This is a genomic window from Roseivirga sp. BDSF3-8 (genome assembly GCF_041449215.1).
Classification (GTDB): Bacteria; Bacteroidota; Bacteroidia; order Cytophagales; family Cyclobacteriaceae; genus JBGNFV01.
Genome location: NZ_JBGNFV010000001.1, coordinates 215840 through 232681, shown reverse-complemented (window position 1 = coordinate 232681; position 16842 = coordinate 215840). Strand labels below are relative to the sequence as shown.

The following is a 16842-nucleotide window of genomic DNA, read 5'->3' as shown; positions in this document are numbered from 1 at the left end:
GGTGCCGGCTCTTTTCCTCATCCCTTAACCCACACCGTATGAATACCCCCTTATACAAGATCAATAAGGGCATCAATAAGCCCCTGGAATTTAAAGGGCTTCAGGCCCAGTATATCACCTGGCTTGCCGCCGGATTGTGTAGCGTCCTGTTGCTCTTCGCCCTACTCTACCTGTGCGGGCTGCCCATGCTCCTTTGCCTAATCATACCGGGCATACTGGCCGCCTGCTGGCTTGCCCTGGTCTTCCACCTCAATGGCACCTACGGGCGTTACGGCCTTATGAAGCGCTCCGCCCGCAGGCAGGTGCCTGCGCGACTCGTCTGCCGTACCACCATTTCCTTATCCCAACCTTCCCATCACTCATGAGTACCAAAGAACTGAAAGACCTCTTTCCCCTCTGGAAGATAGAAGGGGAGGCCCTGCTTGCCCGCCACGGGGATGCCACCCTCGGCTATCGCATTAGCCTGCCCGAGCTGTTTACCCTCAGCGATGAAGACTACCGGCACTACCATCAGACCTGGGTAAAGGCCATTCGCATGCTGCCTCCCGGCTATATCGTTCACAAACAGGACTACTTCACCGAAGCGGGCTACCGGCCCCCTTTCGCCTCAGATGCCTACCTGTCCCATTGCAGCGACCGCTTTTTCTTTGAAAGGCCTTACCTCGACCACCGGTGCATGGTGTGGCTCACCCGCCGCTATGCCGGTAAGCCCCTGGCCTCATCGGCCATGTCCGGTCTGTTGCGTAAAAGCCTCGCCCCGCCCGAGATGATGGAGCCCAAAGCTATGGAAAGCTTCCGCGATACCGCCGGACAATTTGCCCGCATCCTGCAGGACGGCGGACTGAGCGTTCAATCCGTTTCGGCCGATGCCCTCACCGGAGACAGGAAGCACCCTGGCCATATTGCTGACTACCTGTACCTGGGCCAGCCCGGCCTGTGTGACATTACCTTTAAACCTGACCTGAAGATCGGCCCTTATCACTGCCTGCTGTATACCCTGGCCGATGCCGGCGACCTCCCTTTACACTGCCAGCCGGAAAACCGCTACGAGCCCTACAGCACCGGCCGTACCGACTGCTTTACCGGCTTCGCAAGCTCGCTAGGCGCCTTACTCCCCTGTAACCATATCTATAACCAGTACATCGTCACCACCGACACCCGGGAGACCCTCAAGCGTCTGGAGAGCAAACGCATCAAGCTGCAATCCCTGTCCGCCTACAGCCGGGAGAATGCCATTGCCCGCGATGCCACGGCCGACTTCCTGAATGAGGCCATCAGCGAAAGCCGCCAACCCGTAAAGGTCCACTATCACCTGCTTGCCTGGACCGACGAGAAGAAACAGGTAAAGGAACTGCGTAACCTCATTGCTTCCGCCCTGGCCAAGCTCGATACCACCCCCAGGCTGGAGATCCTCGGTGCCCCGCAGCTTTACTGGGCCGGTATCCCCGGCAATGCCGGATCGCTACCCGATAACGAGACCTTCGACACCTTTGCCGAGCAGGCCTGCTGCTTCCTGGTGCAGGACGCCAACTACAAGCATCACCCCGGCGCGAAAGGTATACGGCTGGGAGACCGGCTCACTGGCAGGCCCCTGGAAGTGGACATCTCCGATGCCCCCATGAAAAGAGGGCTCATCACCAACCGTAATAAGTTCATACTGGGCCCCAGTGGTAGCGGGAAAAGCTTTTTCACCAACCACATGGTCAGGGCCTACTACGAACAAGGCACCCACATTGTCCTGGTAGACGTAGGCCACAGCTACCAGGGGCTCTGCCATCTCGTCGGAGGCTACTACTTCACCTACCGTGAGGAAGAGCCCATCCGCTTCAATCCCTTTTACATGGAAAACCGCGAGGCACCTGGCACCGAAAAGAAAGAATCCATTAAAACCCTGCTGTTGGCCCTTTGGAAAAAAGGCGATGAGGCCTATACCCGTAGTGAGTACGTCGCCCTCTCCAATGCCCTGACCCACTATTACACCTATCTGGCCGCTCACCCCGGGGTGTTCCCCTGCTTCGATAGCTTTTACGAATTCCTGGAGATCGAATATGCCGACATCCTTAAAAGCGAAGGCGTAAAGGAAAAAGACTTCGACATGGCCAACTTCCTTTATGTGTTGCGGCCATACTATCAGGGAGGGGAATTCGACTTTCTGCTTAATGCCCGCGAAAACCTGGACCTCTTACAGCAACGCTTCATCGTCTTCGAGCTCGATAACATCAAAGACCACCCCATCCTGTTCCCCGTTGTCACCATCATCATCATGGAGATCTTCATCGCTAAGATGCGCCGGCTTAAGGGTGTCCGTAAGATGATCCTCATCGAAGAAGCCTGGAAAGCCATTGCCCGCGAAGGCATGGCCGAATACATCCGCTACCTCTTCAAGACCGTGCGGAAGTTCTACGGCGAGGCAGTCGTAGTCACCCAGGAGGTAGAGGACATCATCAGCAGCCCCGTCGTCAAACAGGCCATCATCAATAACAGCGATACCAAAATCCTATTAGACCAGAGCAAGTACCGCAATAAGTTCGATGACATACAGGCACTACTCGGCCTCACTGACAAGGAAAAGGCCCAGGTGCTGTCCATCAACCGCGCCAATGAGGCCGGGCGCCTCTATAAAGAAGTCTTCATCAGCCTCGGCGGGCAGGAAAGCAAGGTCTACCGCACCGAGGTCTCCTACGAGGAATACCTTACCTACACCACCGAGGAAAGCGAAAAGATGGCCTTACAGCAGCTCACCGACCGCCTCGGGGGAGACCTGCAAAGAGCCATTAGCGCCCTGGCCTCCGAGAGAACCTGATCACCCTTACCACCTGATATCATGAAAAATATCCCCCTAAAGATTGCCCTCTGTTTACTATTGACCCTAAGCGGCCCCTGCCTCACCGTCAATAAGAGTAATGCGGTGGCCCTCCCCACCATAGAAATCATTCGCCAGGGCGTAAAGAAAGCCATCAGGGCCCTTGACCTGAAGGTACAGCGCCTGCAAAACGAACAGATCTGGCTGCAGAATGCACAGAAAATCCTGGAGAATACCCTTTCCAAGCTCCGGCTGGAGGAAATAAGCGACTGGACCCAACGGCAGAAAGCGCTTTACGAAGCATACTTCCAGGAGCTATGGAAGGTAAAACAGGCAATCCGTACCTACCAGCGCGTGCGTGACATTGTGCAAATGCAAAAGGCCTTATATACCGAATACCAAAAGGCATGGCCCCTTATCAAAGCGTCTGAGCGATTCAGTGATCAGGAGATAGCGCAAATGGAAAAGGTCTATGCCGCCATGCTCGAAGACGGCCTCGCCACCCTCAATGACCTGCGCCTGGTGCTGGAAGCATTTACCACCCAAATGAGCGATAGTGAGCGCCTGAAAGTCATCCACCAAACAGAGGCCTCCATCACCCGGGTGCTTAACGACCTGCGCCGCTATAACAGCCGTAACCTCATGCTGGCCCGGCAGAGAGGCTGGGACAGTAATGAGGCTGGTCAGATAGGGAGGTGGTATGAGTAAGCGCTTCTTTGTCCTGATCACCTTGACCAGCCTGGTGCTGTCCACCGAGGCCCAGACCTGGGACGAATGGTTCAACCAGCGCCGCACCCAGGAACGCTACCTGGCCGAACAGATCGCTGCCCTGAAAGTCTATACCGGCTACCTGGAGCAGGGCTACCGCATCGCCCGCGAGGGCTGGCAGACCGTGGCCTCCATAAAAGACGGCACCTTCAGCCTGCATGATGAATTTATCGGCCGCCTGGCAAAGGTCAACCCTGAACTGGAAAAGAGCCACCGCCTGGCACTGGCACTGGAAGACCACTACCAGATGCTTTACACTCTTCAGAAAGCCAGGAAAGAAATAGCGGCCGCCAGCCGGTTTGATCCCGGAGAGAAAGCCTGGCTGCTGGAAGGTATCGGCCGCAGTATCCGTGAAGTAAGCAGGCTCACCGCTCAGTTTCAGGGCCTGCTCACCGATGACCACCTCGACCTGTCCGATAATGAGCGCATGGACCGGCTTATGAGCCTGGTCGACGAGACCGGCCGGCTTCAGGCCTTTGTGCTTTCCTTTCTCAACCGCACCAAAAGCCTCGATGCCCTTCGCCATCACCGGCAAAGGGATACCAGCCTGACCGAACGCTTTTTCTCTACCCAATAACCCGAATACCCATGAAAAAAATACTTTGTACAGGCCTGATGGCCCTCACCTTCAGCCTCACCCTGTTCCCTCAGGCCAAAGCCCAGGAAATAGAAGTAGCCCAGTTGCTCCTCAATGTGGAAAAGCTGGCCCAGCTAAAAGAAATGCTCCAACACATGTACCAGGGCTATCGCACCCTGGAAAACGGCTACCAGACCGTGAAAGGCATAGCCGAGGGAGACTTTAAGCTGCATGACCTTTTTCTTTCCGAATTGCTTAAGGTCAGTTCCACCGTGCGCGATTACCGCCGCGTGGCCGAACTGGTAGCCTATCAAAGAGACCTGGCCGGCGAGTACCGCCGTGCCTTCAAACGATTCACCTCCTCCGGCCACTACACCGAAGCCGAACTCCGCTACCTGGAAAAGGTCTATACCCACCTGCTGCAGCGTAGCCTCAACCACCTGGAAGAGCTCGCCATGATTCTTACCGCCGGGGAGCTGCGCATGAATGACAGTGAACGCCTGGAAGCCATCGACCACCTCCACGCCGATATGGGAAGCATGCTCAGCTTCCTGCGCCAGTTCAATGAGCAGGTAAGTGCGCTGGGACACCAGCGAAAAAAAATCACAGAAGGAGATGAGCGTCTAAACCAGTGGGTCCAATGAAAAAGAAAACCTTATCCCTTCTTATCGCATTGGTATGCCTTTCCCAGGCCTCTTTTGCCCAGGGGCATTATGGAGAACTCACCGGCCTGGACGCTATCCTGGACAGCCTGTATACCGACATGGTGCTGCTGTGCGAAGACCTCATTGGTATTGCCCGGATCATCGGCGGATTTGCCGCCCTTACCTACATCGCCGTCCGGGTATGGAAGCACATTGCCCAGGCCGAGGCCGTTGACATGTTTCCCTTGCTCCGTCCCTTTGGCATTGGCCTTGCCATTCTGCTATTTCCTTCTGTCCTCGCCCTGATGAACGGCATCCTGGAGCCCGTCTCCCGGGCGACCTCTCAGATGATGAAAGACACCGACGATGTAGTAGGCTACTACCTGGCTCAGAAAAAACGGAAAGCATGGGAAACCGACCAGTGGCGTATCTATATCGGTCCGGATGGCCGGGGCAGCCGTGAAGAATGGTACCGCTATACCCATCCCGATGCAGAAGGGGAGGAGGGCCTGTGGGAAGGGATTGGCAACGACCTCGCCTTTGCCATGGAACAAGCTTCTTACAACCTGAGGTTCAGCATCAAGCAATGGATCAGTGAGGTGCTGCAGGTCCTCTTTTTGGCCGCTTACCTATGTATCAATACCATACGCACCTTCTACCTGCTCGTGTTGTCCATACTGGGTCCCATCGTGCTGGCCCTGTCCATCTTCGATGGCTTCCAGCATACCCTTACCACCTGGATCGCCCGCTATGTCAATGTCTTTATGTGGCTGCCGGTGGCCAATATCTTCGGCACCATCATCGCCAAAATACAGGCCCAGATGCTCCTTATCGACATCGGCCAGATCGAAGAAGGTGGGGACACCTTCTTCAGTGCCCATGACACCGCCTACATGGTCTTCATGCTGATCGCCATTGTCGGCTACTTCACCGTGCCCTCCGTGGCAAACTACATTGTCCACCCCGGAGGCCGCTCGGCCCTTATGTCCACCATCAATAAAGCCGTCATGGCCGTTCCCGCCATGCTCACCAAAAAGTAAACGCCCATGTTTGAACAGCTCCGACAGATCGACACCGCCTTCAGGCATATCAAGCGCTTTACCCTGGTCATGGTATCCGCCTGTGTCCTGGTATCCGGCTTCGCCCTCTACCGGGGCTATGCCCTCAGTGAGCAGGCAGCCGACACCATTTACATCCTGCATAATGGCAAAGTACTGGAGGCCAGCCGTAGCAGCCGACGCGAAAATATTCCCGTCGAAGCCCGCGACCATGTGCGCACCTTTCATGACCTGTTCTTTGGCCTGGACCCGGATGAGGAAAGCATCCGTGAGCGCCTGAGCCGGGCCCTGTATCTGGCCGATGCATCAGCTAAACAACACTACGATAATCTAAGGGAAAGCGGCTATTACGCCCGCATGGTCAGCAGCAATATCAGCCAGACCATAGAGGCCGACAGCATCCGGATCGACACCGGCCACTACCCATACCGCTTTACCTATACCGGGACCCAGCACATCACCCGCCGCACCTCCGTAACCATACGCCGGCTGGTGACCCAAGGCACTCTGCGGCATACCGCACGCACCGACCAAAACCCGCACGGCCTGCTGATTGAAGAATGGGCCACCCTTGAAAACCATACCGTTAACACCCTTAAACGTAAATAAACATGACGAACACCATCTCACCCCAACTCATCCGCGAACGTAACGCGGTCTTATTGCTCCCACTCCTCATCGTCCCGCTGCTTACCTGGGCCTTTCATGCCCTGGGCGGAGGCCGTGAGCCCGAACCGCCACGACGCAACAGCCTGATGACCACCCTGCCCGGGCCCATACTGGAAGAGGACTTCAAAGACAAGCTCGCCCTGTATGAGGAGGCCGCAAAGGACTCCCTTGAAAAGGCAGAGGCCATTCGAAAAGACCCCTATGCCCGGCTCATGCAAAAAGAAGGCGTAGACCAGATCGACTTTACCAGTAGCAGCTACCACGTGGAAGATCCCCTTTTTCCGGAGGAAACCCCCAAAGAGCTCGAGGCCACAGAAGAGGCTATCGAAGGCCAGTTAAGTAAACTCCAGCAACTGATCCAAAGCCCGCAAACGGCAGAAATACCCGGGATAAGCGTCACCACAGACCTGGAGGAAGACCGAAAAGCCAGGCGCCCCGTCACCACAGGCCCCCGGAACCCCAAGGCCTCCCCGGAGGTGGAACGGCTGGAAAGCCTGATGGCGCAGATGCAGCGTCCCGCAGGGGAAGACCCCGAGTTAAAGCAGATAGAGGCCATGCTGGATAAAATACTCGACGTGCAACATCCTGAACGCGTAACGCAACGGTTAAAGGAAAGAAAAGAGGAGGGGGAAACGCCCTCTTCTTACTTCCGCCTCGCCGGGGAAAAGCAGGTCAACCAAAAGCTCTCCGCTTCACTACCTGAGACCATGTATGCGTATCCGCAGAATGGTTTTTACGGACTAGAAGAGCCTGGGGCCGAACCAAAGGAAACGAACCCGACAAACATTCAAAACGGTATTCGTGCCACGGTAAGCCACACCCAAAAAGTGAAGCCCGGCAGTACCCTCGAGCTGACCCTTGATGATCCGGCCTACCTGGCCGGCCAGGCCCTGGCAAAAGGCACTTCCCTATATGGTACCTGCACCTACCGGGGCGATCGCCTGGTCATCGATATCAGTAGTGTGCGAATAGTTGATGGGCTGTACCCTGTAAATCTGACCGTCTACGGCATGGATGGCCTTCCCGGAATACACATTCCCGGCAGCATGCTCAGCGAGGTGGCGGAAGAGGAGGCCGGTCGGTCCCTGCAAGGCCTCAGTCTGTCCGGGGGGAATGCCGAAATGGTGGCTGCAGAGGCAGGCATCAACATGGCCTCCAAACTCCTTCGCAAGCAGAAGAAACAGCCCAACGTGACCGTACGCGCCGGCCATCCCGTCCTTCTGGTAAGCCTGTAATCATTTTTATCATATCAAACCTGAATATCTCATGATCAGACAAGTCATCCTATTGCTGTTAGCCGGCCTTTTTCTTCCTCTCATAGCTAAGGCCCAGTTGCCTGACACACTCCACATCACCTGGCACAAAACCACCTGGCTGGTGTTCGATGCACCTATACGAGCCGTGGACCGGGGGGCACCCTACGTGATGGCCCAACGGGAGCCTGAAAACCCTGCCATGCTCAAGGTCAAGGCCGGGCAAAAAGGATTTCCCGAATCAAACCTTACCGTACTTACCAAAAAAGGGCTTCATGCCTTTATTGTTCGCTATAGTGAGGCACCCGCAGACATGCTTTATCAAGCCTCAGAGGCGTCTTTAAATCAGAAACCCACAAAGGACGATACCCTGCAAGCCTACAATAAGGCGGTGAGAACCAAAGCCCCATACCTGACCCGTGGTGACCGCTGCCTGGGGGCAGGCCTCTACCTGCAGGGTATGTATGTAGAGGACAGCCTCATGTTCCTGGACCTGCTGATGGTCAATCAGTCCGCTTTCGATTATACGATCGAGCGGCTTCGCTTTACTGAAGAAGACCGGAAAAGGAGCAAGCGCACCGCCCTTTATGAAAAACACCATACACCGGTCAACATCTATTATGAGCAGGAAGGCCACACATCAGCCGGAGAATGGCAGCGGATAGTCGTGGTATTACCGGCCTTTACACTACCGGAGAAACGTCGCCTGCAGATCCGCATGGCAGAGAAAGGTGGGGGCCGCTCCTTAGCGATCACCCTGCCCGCCCGCCTTTTTAAACGGGCTAAACCCCTTATTACCTCACCCTAACCCCTCATCTGATATGAATATTGAAAATTATAACCATCTCACCGATCAGTTAAAATACTCGGGCTTCGAGGACAAGCTGAATGAGCCGCTAAAGAAAGGTATGGAGGCCGATAAGAAAGCCCTGGTGTTGAACCTTGACCTTAGAATCAATGAAGACCGGGTTGATTTTAAAGTCCACTTCCGTAAGTCGGATAGCGAAGACAAATATTACTTCAATAAGTTCGATGCCACATTGACCAAAGGCAACTCAGACGTTAAAGGCCCCGAACATACCTTTTACCGCAACCAGGGCGTCTCTGCCAAGGAGGCCTATAATATGCTTGAAGGCCGGTCAGCCTTCAAGAACCTGTATAATAAAGAAGGACAGAGCTACCAGGCCTGGATACAGATCGACTTCAGCCAGAAAGACGACAAAGGGCGCCACCCGGTAAACCAGTATCACCAGAATTACGGATTCAACCTGTCTAAGGAACTGGACAAGCTACCGGTTAAGGAAGTAAGCGACCCCCAGCAACGCGAAAAGCTCGAGTACTCATTACGAAAAGGCAACCGCCATACCGTTGAGCATGCCCAGACCGGCGATATCTATCATATCGAGGCCAACCCCCGGTTTAAGTCCGTCAATGTATATGATAAGAATGACGCTAAAATAAAGAAGATCCCTGATATCAGGCTGGAGATCACCAATAAGGAAAAGCTGGCAAAAGAAGAAAAGAAGCCCGAGGATGAAACGCCCGGCCAGAAAGCGAAAGCCCCGTCTAAAGGAAAAGGGGTAGGGGTATAATAAGCCCCAAGAGTTCACATCTATTAACCTAAAACATATATAAACATGAAAAGACCATTGAGTAAACTAAGTCTTTACCGGCTGAGGGTAAGGAGCTTCACTACTGAATTATCCGGTAAGCAAGCCAACCTCAAAGGCGGGTTTTTATCCATTGGCCACAGGTGTAGCCATGAGAACACCTGTGACAGGGTGTGCGGCAATCCACATCCGAGCCACCGGACGCATTGTAAGGTGTGGTAGATATCAATTGAAAAAAAGGAGCCCTTGGGCTCCTTTTTTATTTAATTCATCTCTCAAACATTGTAAGGATCAGTCCAGCATTCATCATTAAATGTACACATGGGAGTTTGACATGGAAAACAGATACTAGGGTGTTGACTACAATCGTTGGAACCGCAACCAGCCTCCTCGCTCCCACAATACTCCGTTTCATTAGTTACTCCACCTTTCACCTTACTAAGGTCTGTTACAAAGCTTTGAACTTGAAGCTGTTTGATAGCAATTTTTTTCTTCATAGTTAGTTTAAATTTTGATGAATAAAGTACCCGAAGATAAGGATAATTATCATTAAGTAGAATTTCTGTATAATAGTATAGTTATATTATATAATAATCATCATTGCTAATTTATACAGCATTTTTTGTTTAATATAATTAAATATTAGGCTTTTCATATCAACAAAAATCTTCCCTCCCTTTTTCCGCTTCGCGAAGGTTTTACCGGGGAGGGCTTTGGGCAAGGCCGGAGCCCTTCGGGTTTTGCCAAAAAATTTCTCGTACCTCTAAATTTTTATGATCAAAAGCCTTGCCCGTATCGCCCTGCCCCGGTAATGATAGCGGGCTAAGAAAAAAGGGGCGAAGCCATGCATTTCAATTTTTTATTAACCCTTAATCCATTGAAATCATGGCACATAAAATCCACTTAAACACCCTTAGCGGACAGCACAGCTTTATGAGCGTAAAACAAATGGCCTGGCATGGCCTGGGGCAGGTCGTAGACCAGTACCCAACCAGCTCCGAAGCCATTAAATACGCCGGCCTTGATTATGAGGTAGCCAAGCGCCCCTTATTTACCCTGAACACAGCCTCAGCGGCTTGTGAGGAGGGTAGCTCCATTCCCGAAGTGCAGGTGCCCGGCTACCAGGCCACTGTTCGTACCGATACAGATCAGGTGCTGGGTATTGTAGGAAGCAAATACGAGGTCGTCCAAAACCGTGACGCCTTTGCGTTTTTCGATTCGATTGTAGAAGGGGAGGGCATACTGTATGAAACCGCCGGGGCACTGGGCAAGGGCGAGCGCATCTTTATTACGGCAAAGCTGCCCGACTATATCCGTATAGGCAACAGCGACGACGTGATTACTAAATACCTGCTATTTACCACCAGCCACGACGGGTCCGGTAGCATTATGGCTTGCTTTACGCCCGTTCGGGTGGTATGTAATAATACCTTAAATGCAGCTATGCGTAATAAGTCTAACTGTATAAGTATACGCCACACCGCCAGTGCAGCCGGGCGCCTCAGTGAGGCCCGCACCCTGCTGGGGCTCACCAACCGCTTTACCAGTGAACTTGATGGGCTTTTGAACCACTGGGCGAAGGTACGCATCACCGATGAGCAGGTAAAAAAGCTGGTCCGTATGGCCCTGGCCCCGGACAATACAGCCGTACGCCATATACAGCAGAATAACCTGGAGGAGCTGAGCACCGTGACCAAAAACCGCTGTGATAAAGCCATTGAGTACGCCTTTAGCCATCCTACCCAATTGCTAAACACCACCAAAGGCACCCTTTACGGGGCCTATAATGCCGTCAGCGGTTATTACCAGAATGTAGCCAATTACAAAGACGACGAAGCGCGGTTTACCTCCATAACCGAGGGTACCGGCCGTAACAAGCTGCAGCGTGCCTTCCAGCTTTGTCAAACTTTTGAACGGTTTGGTACGCTGGAACTTCTTAACAATTGAAAATTTTCCGGGGCTCAGGCCCCGGTTTTACTTTATATTCTAAAAAAGAATAAAAATATTCTCTAATCATGCTATATTTGTCCGTTGACAATTAAAGCAGCTTCAGCGCAATTACCGGCAGGGACACGGAGAAAACTCTTCCTGACGCAGCGCTGACCTGTACACCCTGAAATCAATTAACCCCCTAAAAGACCTATACCTATGTTTCGATTCCTTAACCTCAGCCTTTCCTGTCTCCTTATCTGCCTGCTGGCCGGTTGCCAGTCCGGTGCAGAAGAAAAGGCCACCGACTTTCATACCCTTATCAGTGAGGCCTATAATTATCCACGCCCTATCCTGCATTCGCTTTACCTTACCGATCCGCGCAACGCCAAAAAACTCATGGACGCCGGGCTGGAGGAGCAAGGCTATGTGACCATCAGAAAAAAGCTAACCATGGCCGAGGCAGGCAAGCCCCTGATCACTTTTACGCCGGAGGGAGAAAAATTCATTCACTCCACTGACCAGGCCAACCCCAACCGGGTGGAAGTCATCGCCGCCACCCTGACACTCAAAGAAATAAATGCGTTTGAAATGAATGACAAGCAGGACAGGCTCACCTTTTCCTATACCGTGGAAATTACTGATGAAACCCCTTTTGCCTTCCTTTCAAAGCCCCGGTGGAGTAAGGACATGAACCGTAAAGGCTACTTTGAGAAAGTGGAAGGGAAATGGGTAAAAGCCCCGAAGCCCCCGAAAGATTAAGCTTTCATAATGATATAGGGGCGAATAAAGAGGTGACAATAATTACCGCAAGTTAGCCCCTTTTTCTTCGTGGCGGCCATAAGACTACGGCATAAACACAAGGCCGGCCCGCATCCCATTCTTTTATTCCGTTTCCTTTTGGCCTTGGGCGCTAAAGGGGCTGGAATACCGCCATAATAATTGTTTCACTTAACTATCAATGTTATGGCAACTTCAAAAATATTCACGGTATCCAAATTCGATTTGTCCGGACTGGTCAATGATAAAGCCTGTCATAAGGAAGCCAGCGAGAGAATGATGGACCCCGCCCCTCATTGGATAGGTCATGAGCTCATCAAAAGGCTCAGACTTGATTACCTCACAATCGATGAAACCGGTAAGGTGCTGGAATCGCAAAAGGAAGAAGACCTTTTTAAACTCACCATGGCTTCTATCACCCTGAAGCTGGGAATGCAAATCGCCTTGTTCTCTTATTCTGACATGCTGTTGGAAATCCCCACACAGGCCGCCGGAATCACCATGCCCGGCCAGGACACGGCCTTACTTAGAAAACTTGTTGAATACATCAGCCAGGACATGGAGGTAATTTGGAATAATGCCTCCATCATCCTTCCCCAATACGCCTATGTGTATGGCAAAAACCTGAAACCTGAGTCCTTTTAAAGGCAGATGCACGATAGGTACAGGCCGGATGGGTCGTACCTATCATATTTTAAACAATATAGATTCCTAAAAAGTATATTTTTAAATCAATTTGGCTATATTGTCTCGTATTTCAACCCAAAAGGCTTTCAATATGTCAGACAAACCTACCGGATCGGAATTTTTTAATAAGGCCAAGCTCGCCCGAAAGTTAATAGGCCTTACCCAGAGACAACTGGCCGCTGACCTTAGCCGCGCACAGCGCGACATCAGCTTTATCGAAAACGGGCAGCGGGATAAGCTCGTGCCCCATGATTATATGGCTTACCTCCACCAGAAGGGCATAGACCTTAACTGGCTCTACGAACCGGATCCTGCCGAGGAGGTCAGCCGGGAGGCTTCTTTCCGGAAGGCATTTCGTACCGAACCTGCTACTATGCCATCGCCGCAGGGGGTGGCCACCTATTTTTTGGTACGCTATGATGAGGCCGGAAGGCTGGTGAAAACACCTGAACAGAAACTGGTGGCCGAGTTTGACCGCTTTCCCCTGCCCGGCCTGGCGGCGGGAAAAGAGCCGCTCATCGGTTTCGTGCTGGGCAAAGATACCCCGCCATGGCAGGCAGAGGATATCGTAATCTGCCGTAGCATTGCCTTATCCGCTCTCAGGCGAGGGATAGACTACCTGGTCATTGCTGAAGGGCGTCTGAGCACCAGGCGCATAGAGCAGGAAATAACCTCCGGTAGTGAGCGGTACGTACACTGGATAGATGATAAAATGCCCAAAAAGAATATTCAGCAGGTATGGGAGCCTCTCAGGAGCATTGTAGGCTCTATAGGCAACCCACGGGGCCTGGCCCCCTGGGAGCAGCAGGAAAGGCAAAGGTGGTAGCCACTGGCCACCTTGTTGTTCCTTTTTTCATTTACCTGTTTGCTTATTTATGTCAACCCTATATGTCGTGCTGTTCTGTGCAGCACTGGTCCTTTTCGTGGCTGCCACCATCTTTCTGGCCTACCGTCTTAAAGTCCTCACCGACGCTCACCGCTACACAGGCGGATACCGCAAGGCCGACCTGCTTAAACTGGCCGTCAGGTTTATGCAGCTTGAAGCACAGGCCTACCACCATACGCTACATGAGGCCATACAACTGGTGGATCAGCAGAACCTGCCCAACGTACGATTTGGGGAAATCACCCTGCAGGATATAAAAGACGCGGAAGCAGACCTGAAAACCCGCTTTCTGCCCCCCACGCTGGAAGAGGGGCTGATGGGGGCCCTGGACCGCCTGTGTAAGGATAAGGTAGCGGAACGCGCTAGCCTGGATATGACCGCTGACGCAGAAATGCAACTTTACCTGCCTCCGGAAAAGCTAACCTACCTCTACGGCTTGCTGGCTTTATTGTCAGATGACCTCATATGCCAGGGAAATGCTTCGTGGTGCCATATAACCCTGTATAAGAAAGATCGCCGGATACTGGTCGAGATAGCCACCGACTCATCGTTGGACCTGGACAGGCATCTGGACCATACCCGGGAGGGCTTTGACAGCTCAGAGGTCATGTGCCTCATCTATAAAAACCTCCTGGAGGCACAGTGGGAGTGGCATCGCCGGAAAGGCAACCTGCGATTCGTACTGCAATTTGCCCGACCGGCTTACTGACCCAGCACCCGCGGAGTCTGGTAGGGGATATGGAGGGTAAAGCGGAGGCCATCCGTATAGGTGGTATCCGCTTCGGCATAGCCATGGTATAGCTCCGCAAAGGCAGCCGCATGCCGAAGGGCCCCGGGCCAGTGGATTACGTTAGCCTGGCTTAACTCCAGGCCGTTAGGGGCATCGGGGTCATCATCCACCATGGTAAACGTCACGTGGCTCTCATCGTAGTGTAGTTCCATGCCAACCAGATGGGGTACCCTGTCAAACGTGTAATAGATAAACAGCAGCAGGTAGGTAATCATAAGCTCCTCCTCCAGTGCCTGGGGCAGGCGGTATCCCTCATCGTTGCACGTCAGCGTCAGCCCCTCAAAGTCACTTTCCATCATAGACACGCAATGTACCCGCAGGGCGCCATAGAGGCCAAAGTCTTTCAGGGTATTACTGGTCAGGCATACCTTCAGCAGGCGGCTTATCTTTCCCCCGCGGTCTATTTCACCGATAAGGTCTTCAAAGTACTGTAGCGTTGCCGGCTCGTGATCCTCCATCCGGGTAAACAGGTCGCCCATGAGCATCATCAGGTCACCGTAGCGACGGATCAGGCGCTGCTCCACCAGCTGGCCGAGCTCATTACGGTTGCGCATACGGCCCGTGCTTAGCTGCTGCTCCACATAGGCCTGCTCATATGCCAGGTGCACGGTCTCCATGGTGGCCAGGCTCTTGTTGATCCGGTGGTGGCAGAAAATCATCATGCGCCTGATGTGCACCATGTAGTAGATAAATACCCCACCGCCCAACAGCAGGACGGCTATCATGGAAAAAGTCAGGATGTTTTCACCCGCTATGCTCATGGTTATCTTTGTTCGTTAGTCTTTATCTGTGGTGGGGTCGTCACCCGTGCCCTCATCATCATTTCCCTTTTTGCCGCGGTCGGCACGGCGACCAAACTTCCAGAGGTTATGCAGGTCGCGCTCATCCGGCGGCACCGGACGCTTTATGCTGGGTGGGTTATGGGGGAAAACAGGCCCCTGACCAGCCAGGCGCTTTCTGAAGGATACCTGCAGGTCTTCCATGATATGAACCACGCGCGCGGCACTGCTCATGAAGAATTTGTAAGGCCTGTATATGGCTATCGCTATGATGATAATGAGGATAACCCCGCCCAGGCCCATCAGGTAAAACCTGCCTTGCCGCTCATCTGTGGCTATCTCTTTTTGGATGGACTGGATATAGGCCTCATGGTCGCGGGCATCGAGCTTGTCTTTATACGCAAGCTCGGCTTTGTGTACGTCAGCGTATTCGCTGTGCTTAAGTTCTTCTATCTCAATATCCTTCAACATATTTTGATATTCAAAATATGTGGTGAAATCCCCCGTCTCTTTACTATATAAGCTGTAATTGTTTAACAGGTTTTTTCTCGTTTCTGAGCTGTTTTCCGGACTGATATCAAGTCCCATATAGGCACTTTGGAGTGCTTTTTCGATTTGTCCAACTTCATAAAAGCAATGGGATAGAGCAAGGTAGGCCATTGCCTGGTATTCCTCATTATCTAAATCTATTGAAACAGATTTAGCCTTCTGATTCCATGTTATTGCATCACTAAAGTTTCCGGTTTTTTGATACCTGTATCCTTTTTTTAAATAGAAAAGGCAAAGTGAAGATTGGTCATCAAGACTTTTTGCTAGTGAAATCCCTTGTTCAATAAAGCCGTCAGCAAGGTCTGTTTTATCAAGCATTATACTTACCCGAGCCAGGTCATTCAAAACTTTTAGTTCCTTTGAAGGAAGGTCGAGGGAGGAGACGATTTCAAAAGACTTTTTATAGCTACCTAAAGATTCACTAAGCTCACCGGCTTCCAGATAAAGCTTTCCCTGCAGTTGATAGACAGTCCATAAAAAACGATCGTCTAATACATCAAAAGAAGATTTATTGAGATAGTATAGCCCATCTTCATACTTGCCCACTCTTTCAAATATTTTTGAAATGGCATATAGTGAATACGCTTCCTTCTGTAAATCTCCCTGTGCAAGGTATAAATCCCTTGCTTCAAAAAGGTAGGGGACTGCCTCAGCAAGATTTTGACTTTTGAATAGGGTATATCCTTTTTTATAATTGAGTAGGGCTAAGTCTTTAGTTTCTTTTAGTTCTTGAGTTACTCGCTGATATTCTTCATGATGGTTGCCTGCTTTATCGTAATTTTCAAATTTATTCAGGTAAAGCCAATGCAATACGTTGTGGCTTTTTTGCTCTCCCTTAAGATAAAAAGTGCCTTCTGCTTGCTCAAGAGCAGCATAAGTAAGCTCCAGAGCTTTATCAGGATCTTTGTCGAACTCCTTTTTTGCCTTAGCTAATAGTTGGTCTACTATTATGTATTCATTTTGAGGGGAAGAGCTGGGTAGCTCTTCCTCCAAATTGTCTTTCGTACAGCCTAATGTAATCAGACTGAATAAAATAACTGGTATTAGTTTTTTCATGTGT

18 protein-coding genes are annotated in these 16842 nt (G+C 51.8%); 15 read left to right on the top strand and 3 right to left on the bottom strand.

All coding sequences use genetic code 11. From position 1 onward, the window contains the following. Positions 1-38 precede the first annotated feature (38 nt). From AB9P05_RS00705 to AB9P05_RS00660, 10 genes are read left to right on the top strand one after another with little or no spacing between them, the layout of a single operon-like run. Positions 39-365 carry a DUF4133 domain-containing protein gene (locus AB9P05_RS00705; RefSeq protein WP_371906895.1) on the top strand — a complete coding sequence of 109 codons (327 nt, stop codon included), beginning with the start codon at positions 39-41 and terminating at the stop codon, positions 363-365. Beyond that, positions 362-2803 carry a TraG family conjugative transposon ATPase gene (locus AB9P05_RS00700; protein ID WP_371906894.1) on the top strand — a complete coding sequence of 814 codons (2442 nt, stop codon included), beginning with the start codon at positions 362-364 and terminating at the stop codon, positions 2801-2803. Before AB9P05_RS00705 ends, AB9P05_RS00700 begins: the two co-directional genes overlap by 4 nt. Positions 2804-2824: 21 nt before the next feature. Next, on the top strand, positions 2825-3511 hold the full coding sequence (locus AB9P05_RS00695) for a conjugal transfer protein TraI (protein WP_371906893.1): 687 nt from the start codon (positions 2825-2827) through the stop codon (positions 3509-3511). Further along, positions 3504-4148, top strand: coding sequence for a hypothetical protein (locus AB9P05_RS00690; RefSeq protein WP_371906892.1), 645 nt, complete (start codon positions 3504-3506; stop codon positions 4146-4148). Before AB9P05_RS00695 ends, AB9P05_RS00690 begins: the two co-directional genes overlap by 8 nt. 11 nt (positions 4149-4159) lie before the next feature. Continuing rightward, positions 4160-4792, top strand: a complete 633-nt coding sequence (locus AB9P05_RS00685; protein ID WP_371906891.1) for a TerB family tellurite resistance protein — start codon at positions 4160-4162, stop codon at positions 4790-4792. Beyond that, the gene (gene traJ, locus AB9P05_RS00680) at positions 4789-5832 is read left to right on the top strand and encodes a conjugative transposon protein TraJ (RefSeq protein WP_371906890.1); all 1044 of its coding nucleotides are present in this window, start codon (positions 4789-4791) and stop codon (positions 5830-5832) included. Before AB9P05_RS00685 ends, traJ begins: the two co-directional genes overlap by 4 nt. 6 nt (positions 5833-5838) lie before the next feature. After that, complete coding sequence (gene traK, locus AB9P05_RS00675; RefSeq protein ID WP_371906889.1) at positions 5839-6459, top strand: conjugative transposon protein TraK; 621 nt, start codon at positions 5839-5841, stop codon at positions 6457-6459. A 2-nt stretch (positions 6460-6461) separates the two neighbouring features. Beyond that, positions 6462-7754, top strand: coding sequence for a conjugative transposon protein TraM (traM, locus tag AB9P05_RS00670; protein ID WP_371906888.1), 1293 nt, complete (start codon positions 6462-6464; stop codon positions 7752-7754). 31 nt (positions 7755-7785) lie between these two features. Next, a complete protein-coding gene (locus tag AB9P05_RS00665) occupies positions 7786-8580 on the top strand; it encodes a DUF4138 domain-containing protein (RefSeq protein WP_371906887.1) in 795 nt (264 codons plus the stop codon). Positions 8581-8593: 13 nt separating this feature from the next. Beyond that, entirely contained in the window at positions 8594-9364 is a 771-nt protein-coding gene (locus AB9P05_RS00660) for a hypothetical protein (RefSeq protein ID WP_371906886.1), read from the top strand. A 293-nt stretch (positions 9365-9657) separates the two neighbouring features. On the opposite strand, the gene AB9P05_RS00655 is transcribed toward AB9P05_RS00660, so the two are convergent. Then, positions 9658-9879, bottom strand: a complete 222-nt coding sequence (locus tag AB9P05_RS00655; RefSeq protein ID WP_371906885.1) for a pinensin family lanthipeptide — start codon at positions 9877-9879, stop codon at positions 9658-9660. Between the two features lie 388 nt (positions 9880-10267). On the opposite strand from AB9P05_RS00655, the gene AB9P05_RS00650 reads away from it, so the two are divergent. The 5 genes from AB9P05_RS00650 (at position 10268) to AB9P05_RS00630 (ending at position 14373) form a co-directional block, all read left to right on the top strand. Beyond that, positions 10268-11329: a DUF932 domain-containing protein gene (locus AB9P05_RS00650; protein ID WP_371906884.1), complete on the top strand. Its 1062-nt coding sequence runs from the start codon at positions 10268-10270 to the stop codon at positions 11327-11329. A gap of 201 nt (positions 11330-11530) precedes the next feature. Then, on the top strand, positions 11531-12073 hold the full coding sequence (locus AB9P05_RS00645) for a hypothetical protein (protein ID WP_371906883.1): 543 nt from the start codon (positions 11531-11533) through the stop codon (positions 12071-12073). A 204-nt stretch (positions 12074-12277) separates the two neighbouring features. Next, on the top strand, positions 12278-12736 hold the full coding sequence (locus tag AB9P05_RS00640; protein ID WP_371906882.1) for a hypothetical protein: 459 nt from the start codon (positions 12278-12280) through the stop codon (positions 12734-12736). A gap of 133 nt (positions 12737-12869) precedes the next feature. Then, positions 12870-13604, top strand: a complete 735-nt coding sequence (locus tag AB9P05_RS00635; RefSeq protein ID WP_371906881.1) for a helix-turn-helix transcriptional regulator — start codon at positions 12870-12872, stop codon at positions 13602-13604. A 49-nt stretch (positions 13605-13653) separates the two neighbouring features. After that, positions 13654-14373: a hypothetical protein gene (locus AB9P05_RS00630; RefSeq protein WP_371906880.1), complete on the top strand. Its 720-nt coding sequence runs from the start codon at positions 13654-13656 to the stop codon at positions 14371-14373. Here AB9P05_RS00630 and AB9P05_RS00625 read toward each other — a convergent pair. Both AB9P05_RS00625 and AB9P05_RS00620 read right to left on the bottom strand, forming a co-directional pair. Beyond that, positions 14367-15215, bottom strand: a complete 849-nt coding sequence (locus AB9P05_RS00625) for a hypothetical protein (protein ID WP_371906879.1) — start codon at positions 15213-15215, stop codon at positions 14367-14369. The genes AB9P05_RS00630 and AB9P05_RS00625 overlap by 7 nt on opposite strands. A 15-nt stretch (positions 15216-15230) precedes the next feature. Further along, complete coding sequence (locus AB9P05_RS00620) at positions 15231-16838, bottom strand: tetratricopeptide repeat protein (RefSeq protein ID WP_371906878.1); 1608 nt, start codon at positions 16836-16838, stop codon at positions 15231-15233. Positions 16839-16842 lie beyond the last annotated feature (4 nt).

Coding starts and splice junctions, on each gene's coding strand:
- AB9P05_RS00665 (WP_371906887.1), top strand. CDS start 7,786: ATGATCAGACAAGTCATCCTATTGCTGTTAGCCGGCCTTTTTCTTCCT.
- traJ (WP_371906890.1), top strand. CDS start 4,789: ATGAAAAAGAAAACCTTATCCCTTCTTATCGCATTGGTATGCCTTTCC.
- AB9P05_RS00630 (WP_371906880.1), top strand. CDS start 13,654: ATGTCAACCCTATATGTCGTGCTGTTCTGTGCAGCACTGGTCCTTTTC.
- AB9P05_RS00695 (WP_371906893.1), top strand. CDS start 2,825: ATGAAAAATATCCCCCTAAAGATTGCCCTCTGTTTACTATTGACCCTA.
- AB9P05_RS00645 (WP_371906883.1), top strand. CDS start 11,531: ATGTTTCGATTCCTTAACCTCAGCCTTTCCTGTCTCCTTATCTGCCTG.
- AB9P05_RS00700 (WP_371906894.1), top strand. CDS start 362: ATGAGTACCAAAGAACTGAAAGACCTCTTTCCCCTCTGGAAGATAGAA.
- AB9P05_RS00685 (WP_371906891.1), top strand. CDS start 4,160: ATGAAAAAAATACTTTGTACAGGCCTGATGGCCCTCACCTTCAGCCTC.
- AB9P05_RS00705 (WP_371906895.1), top strand. CDS start 39: ATGAATACCCCCTTATACAAGATCAATAAGGGCATCAATAAGCCCCTG.
- AB9P05_RS00625 (WP_371906879.1), bottom strand. CDS start 15,215: ATGAGCATAGCGGGTGAAAACATCCTGACTTTTTCCATGATAGCCGTC.
- AB9P05_RS00635 (WP_371906881.1), top strand. CDS start 12,870: ATGTCAGACAAACCTACCGGATCGGAATTTTTTAATAAGGCCAAGCTC.
- AB9P05_RS00690 (WP_371906892.1), top strand. CDS start 3,504: ATGAGTAAGCGCTTCTTTGTCCTGATCACCTTGACCAGCCTGGTGCTG.
- traK (WP_371906889.1), top strand. CDS start 5,839: ATGTTTGAACAGCTCCGACAGATCGACACCGCCTTCAGGCATATCAAG.
- AB9P05_RS00620 (WP_371906878.1), bottom strand. CDS start 16,838: ATGAAAAAACTAATACCAGTTATTTTATTCAGTCTGATTACATTAGGC.
- AB9P05_RS00655 (WP_371906885.1), bottom strand. CDS start 9,879: ATGAAGAAAAAAATTGCTATCAAACAGCTTCAAGTTCAAAGCTTTGTA.
- AB9P05_RS00640 (WP_371906882.1), top strand. CDS start 12,278: ATGGCAACTTCAAAAATATTCACGGTATCCAAATTCGATTTGTCCGGA.
- traM (WP_371906888.1), top strand. CDS start 6,462: ATGACGAACACCATCTCACCCCAACTCATCCGCGAACGTAACGCGGTC.
- AB9P05_RS00660 (WP_371906886.1), top strand. CDS start 8,594: ATGAATATTGAAAATTATAACCATCTCACCGATCAGTTAAAATACTCG.
- AB9P05_RS00650 (WP_371906884.1), top strand. CDS start 10,268: ATGGCACATAAAATCCACTTAAACACCCTTAGCGGACAGCACAGCTTT.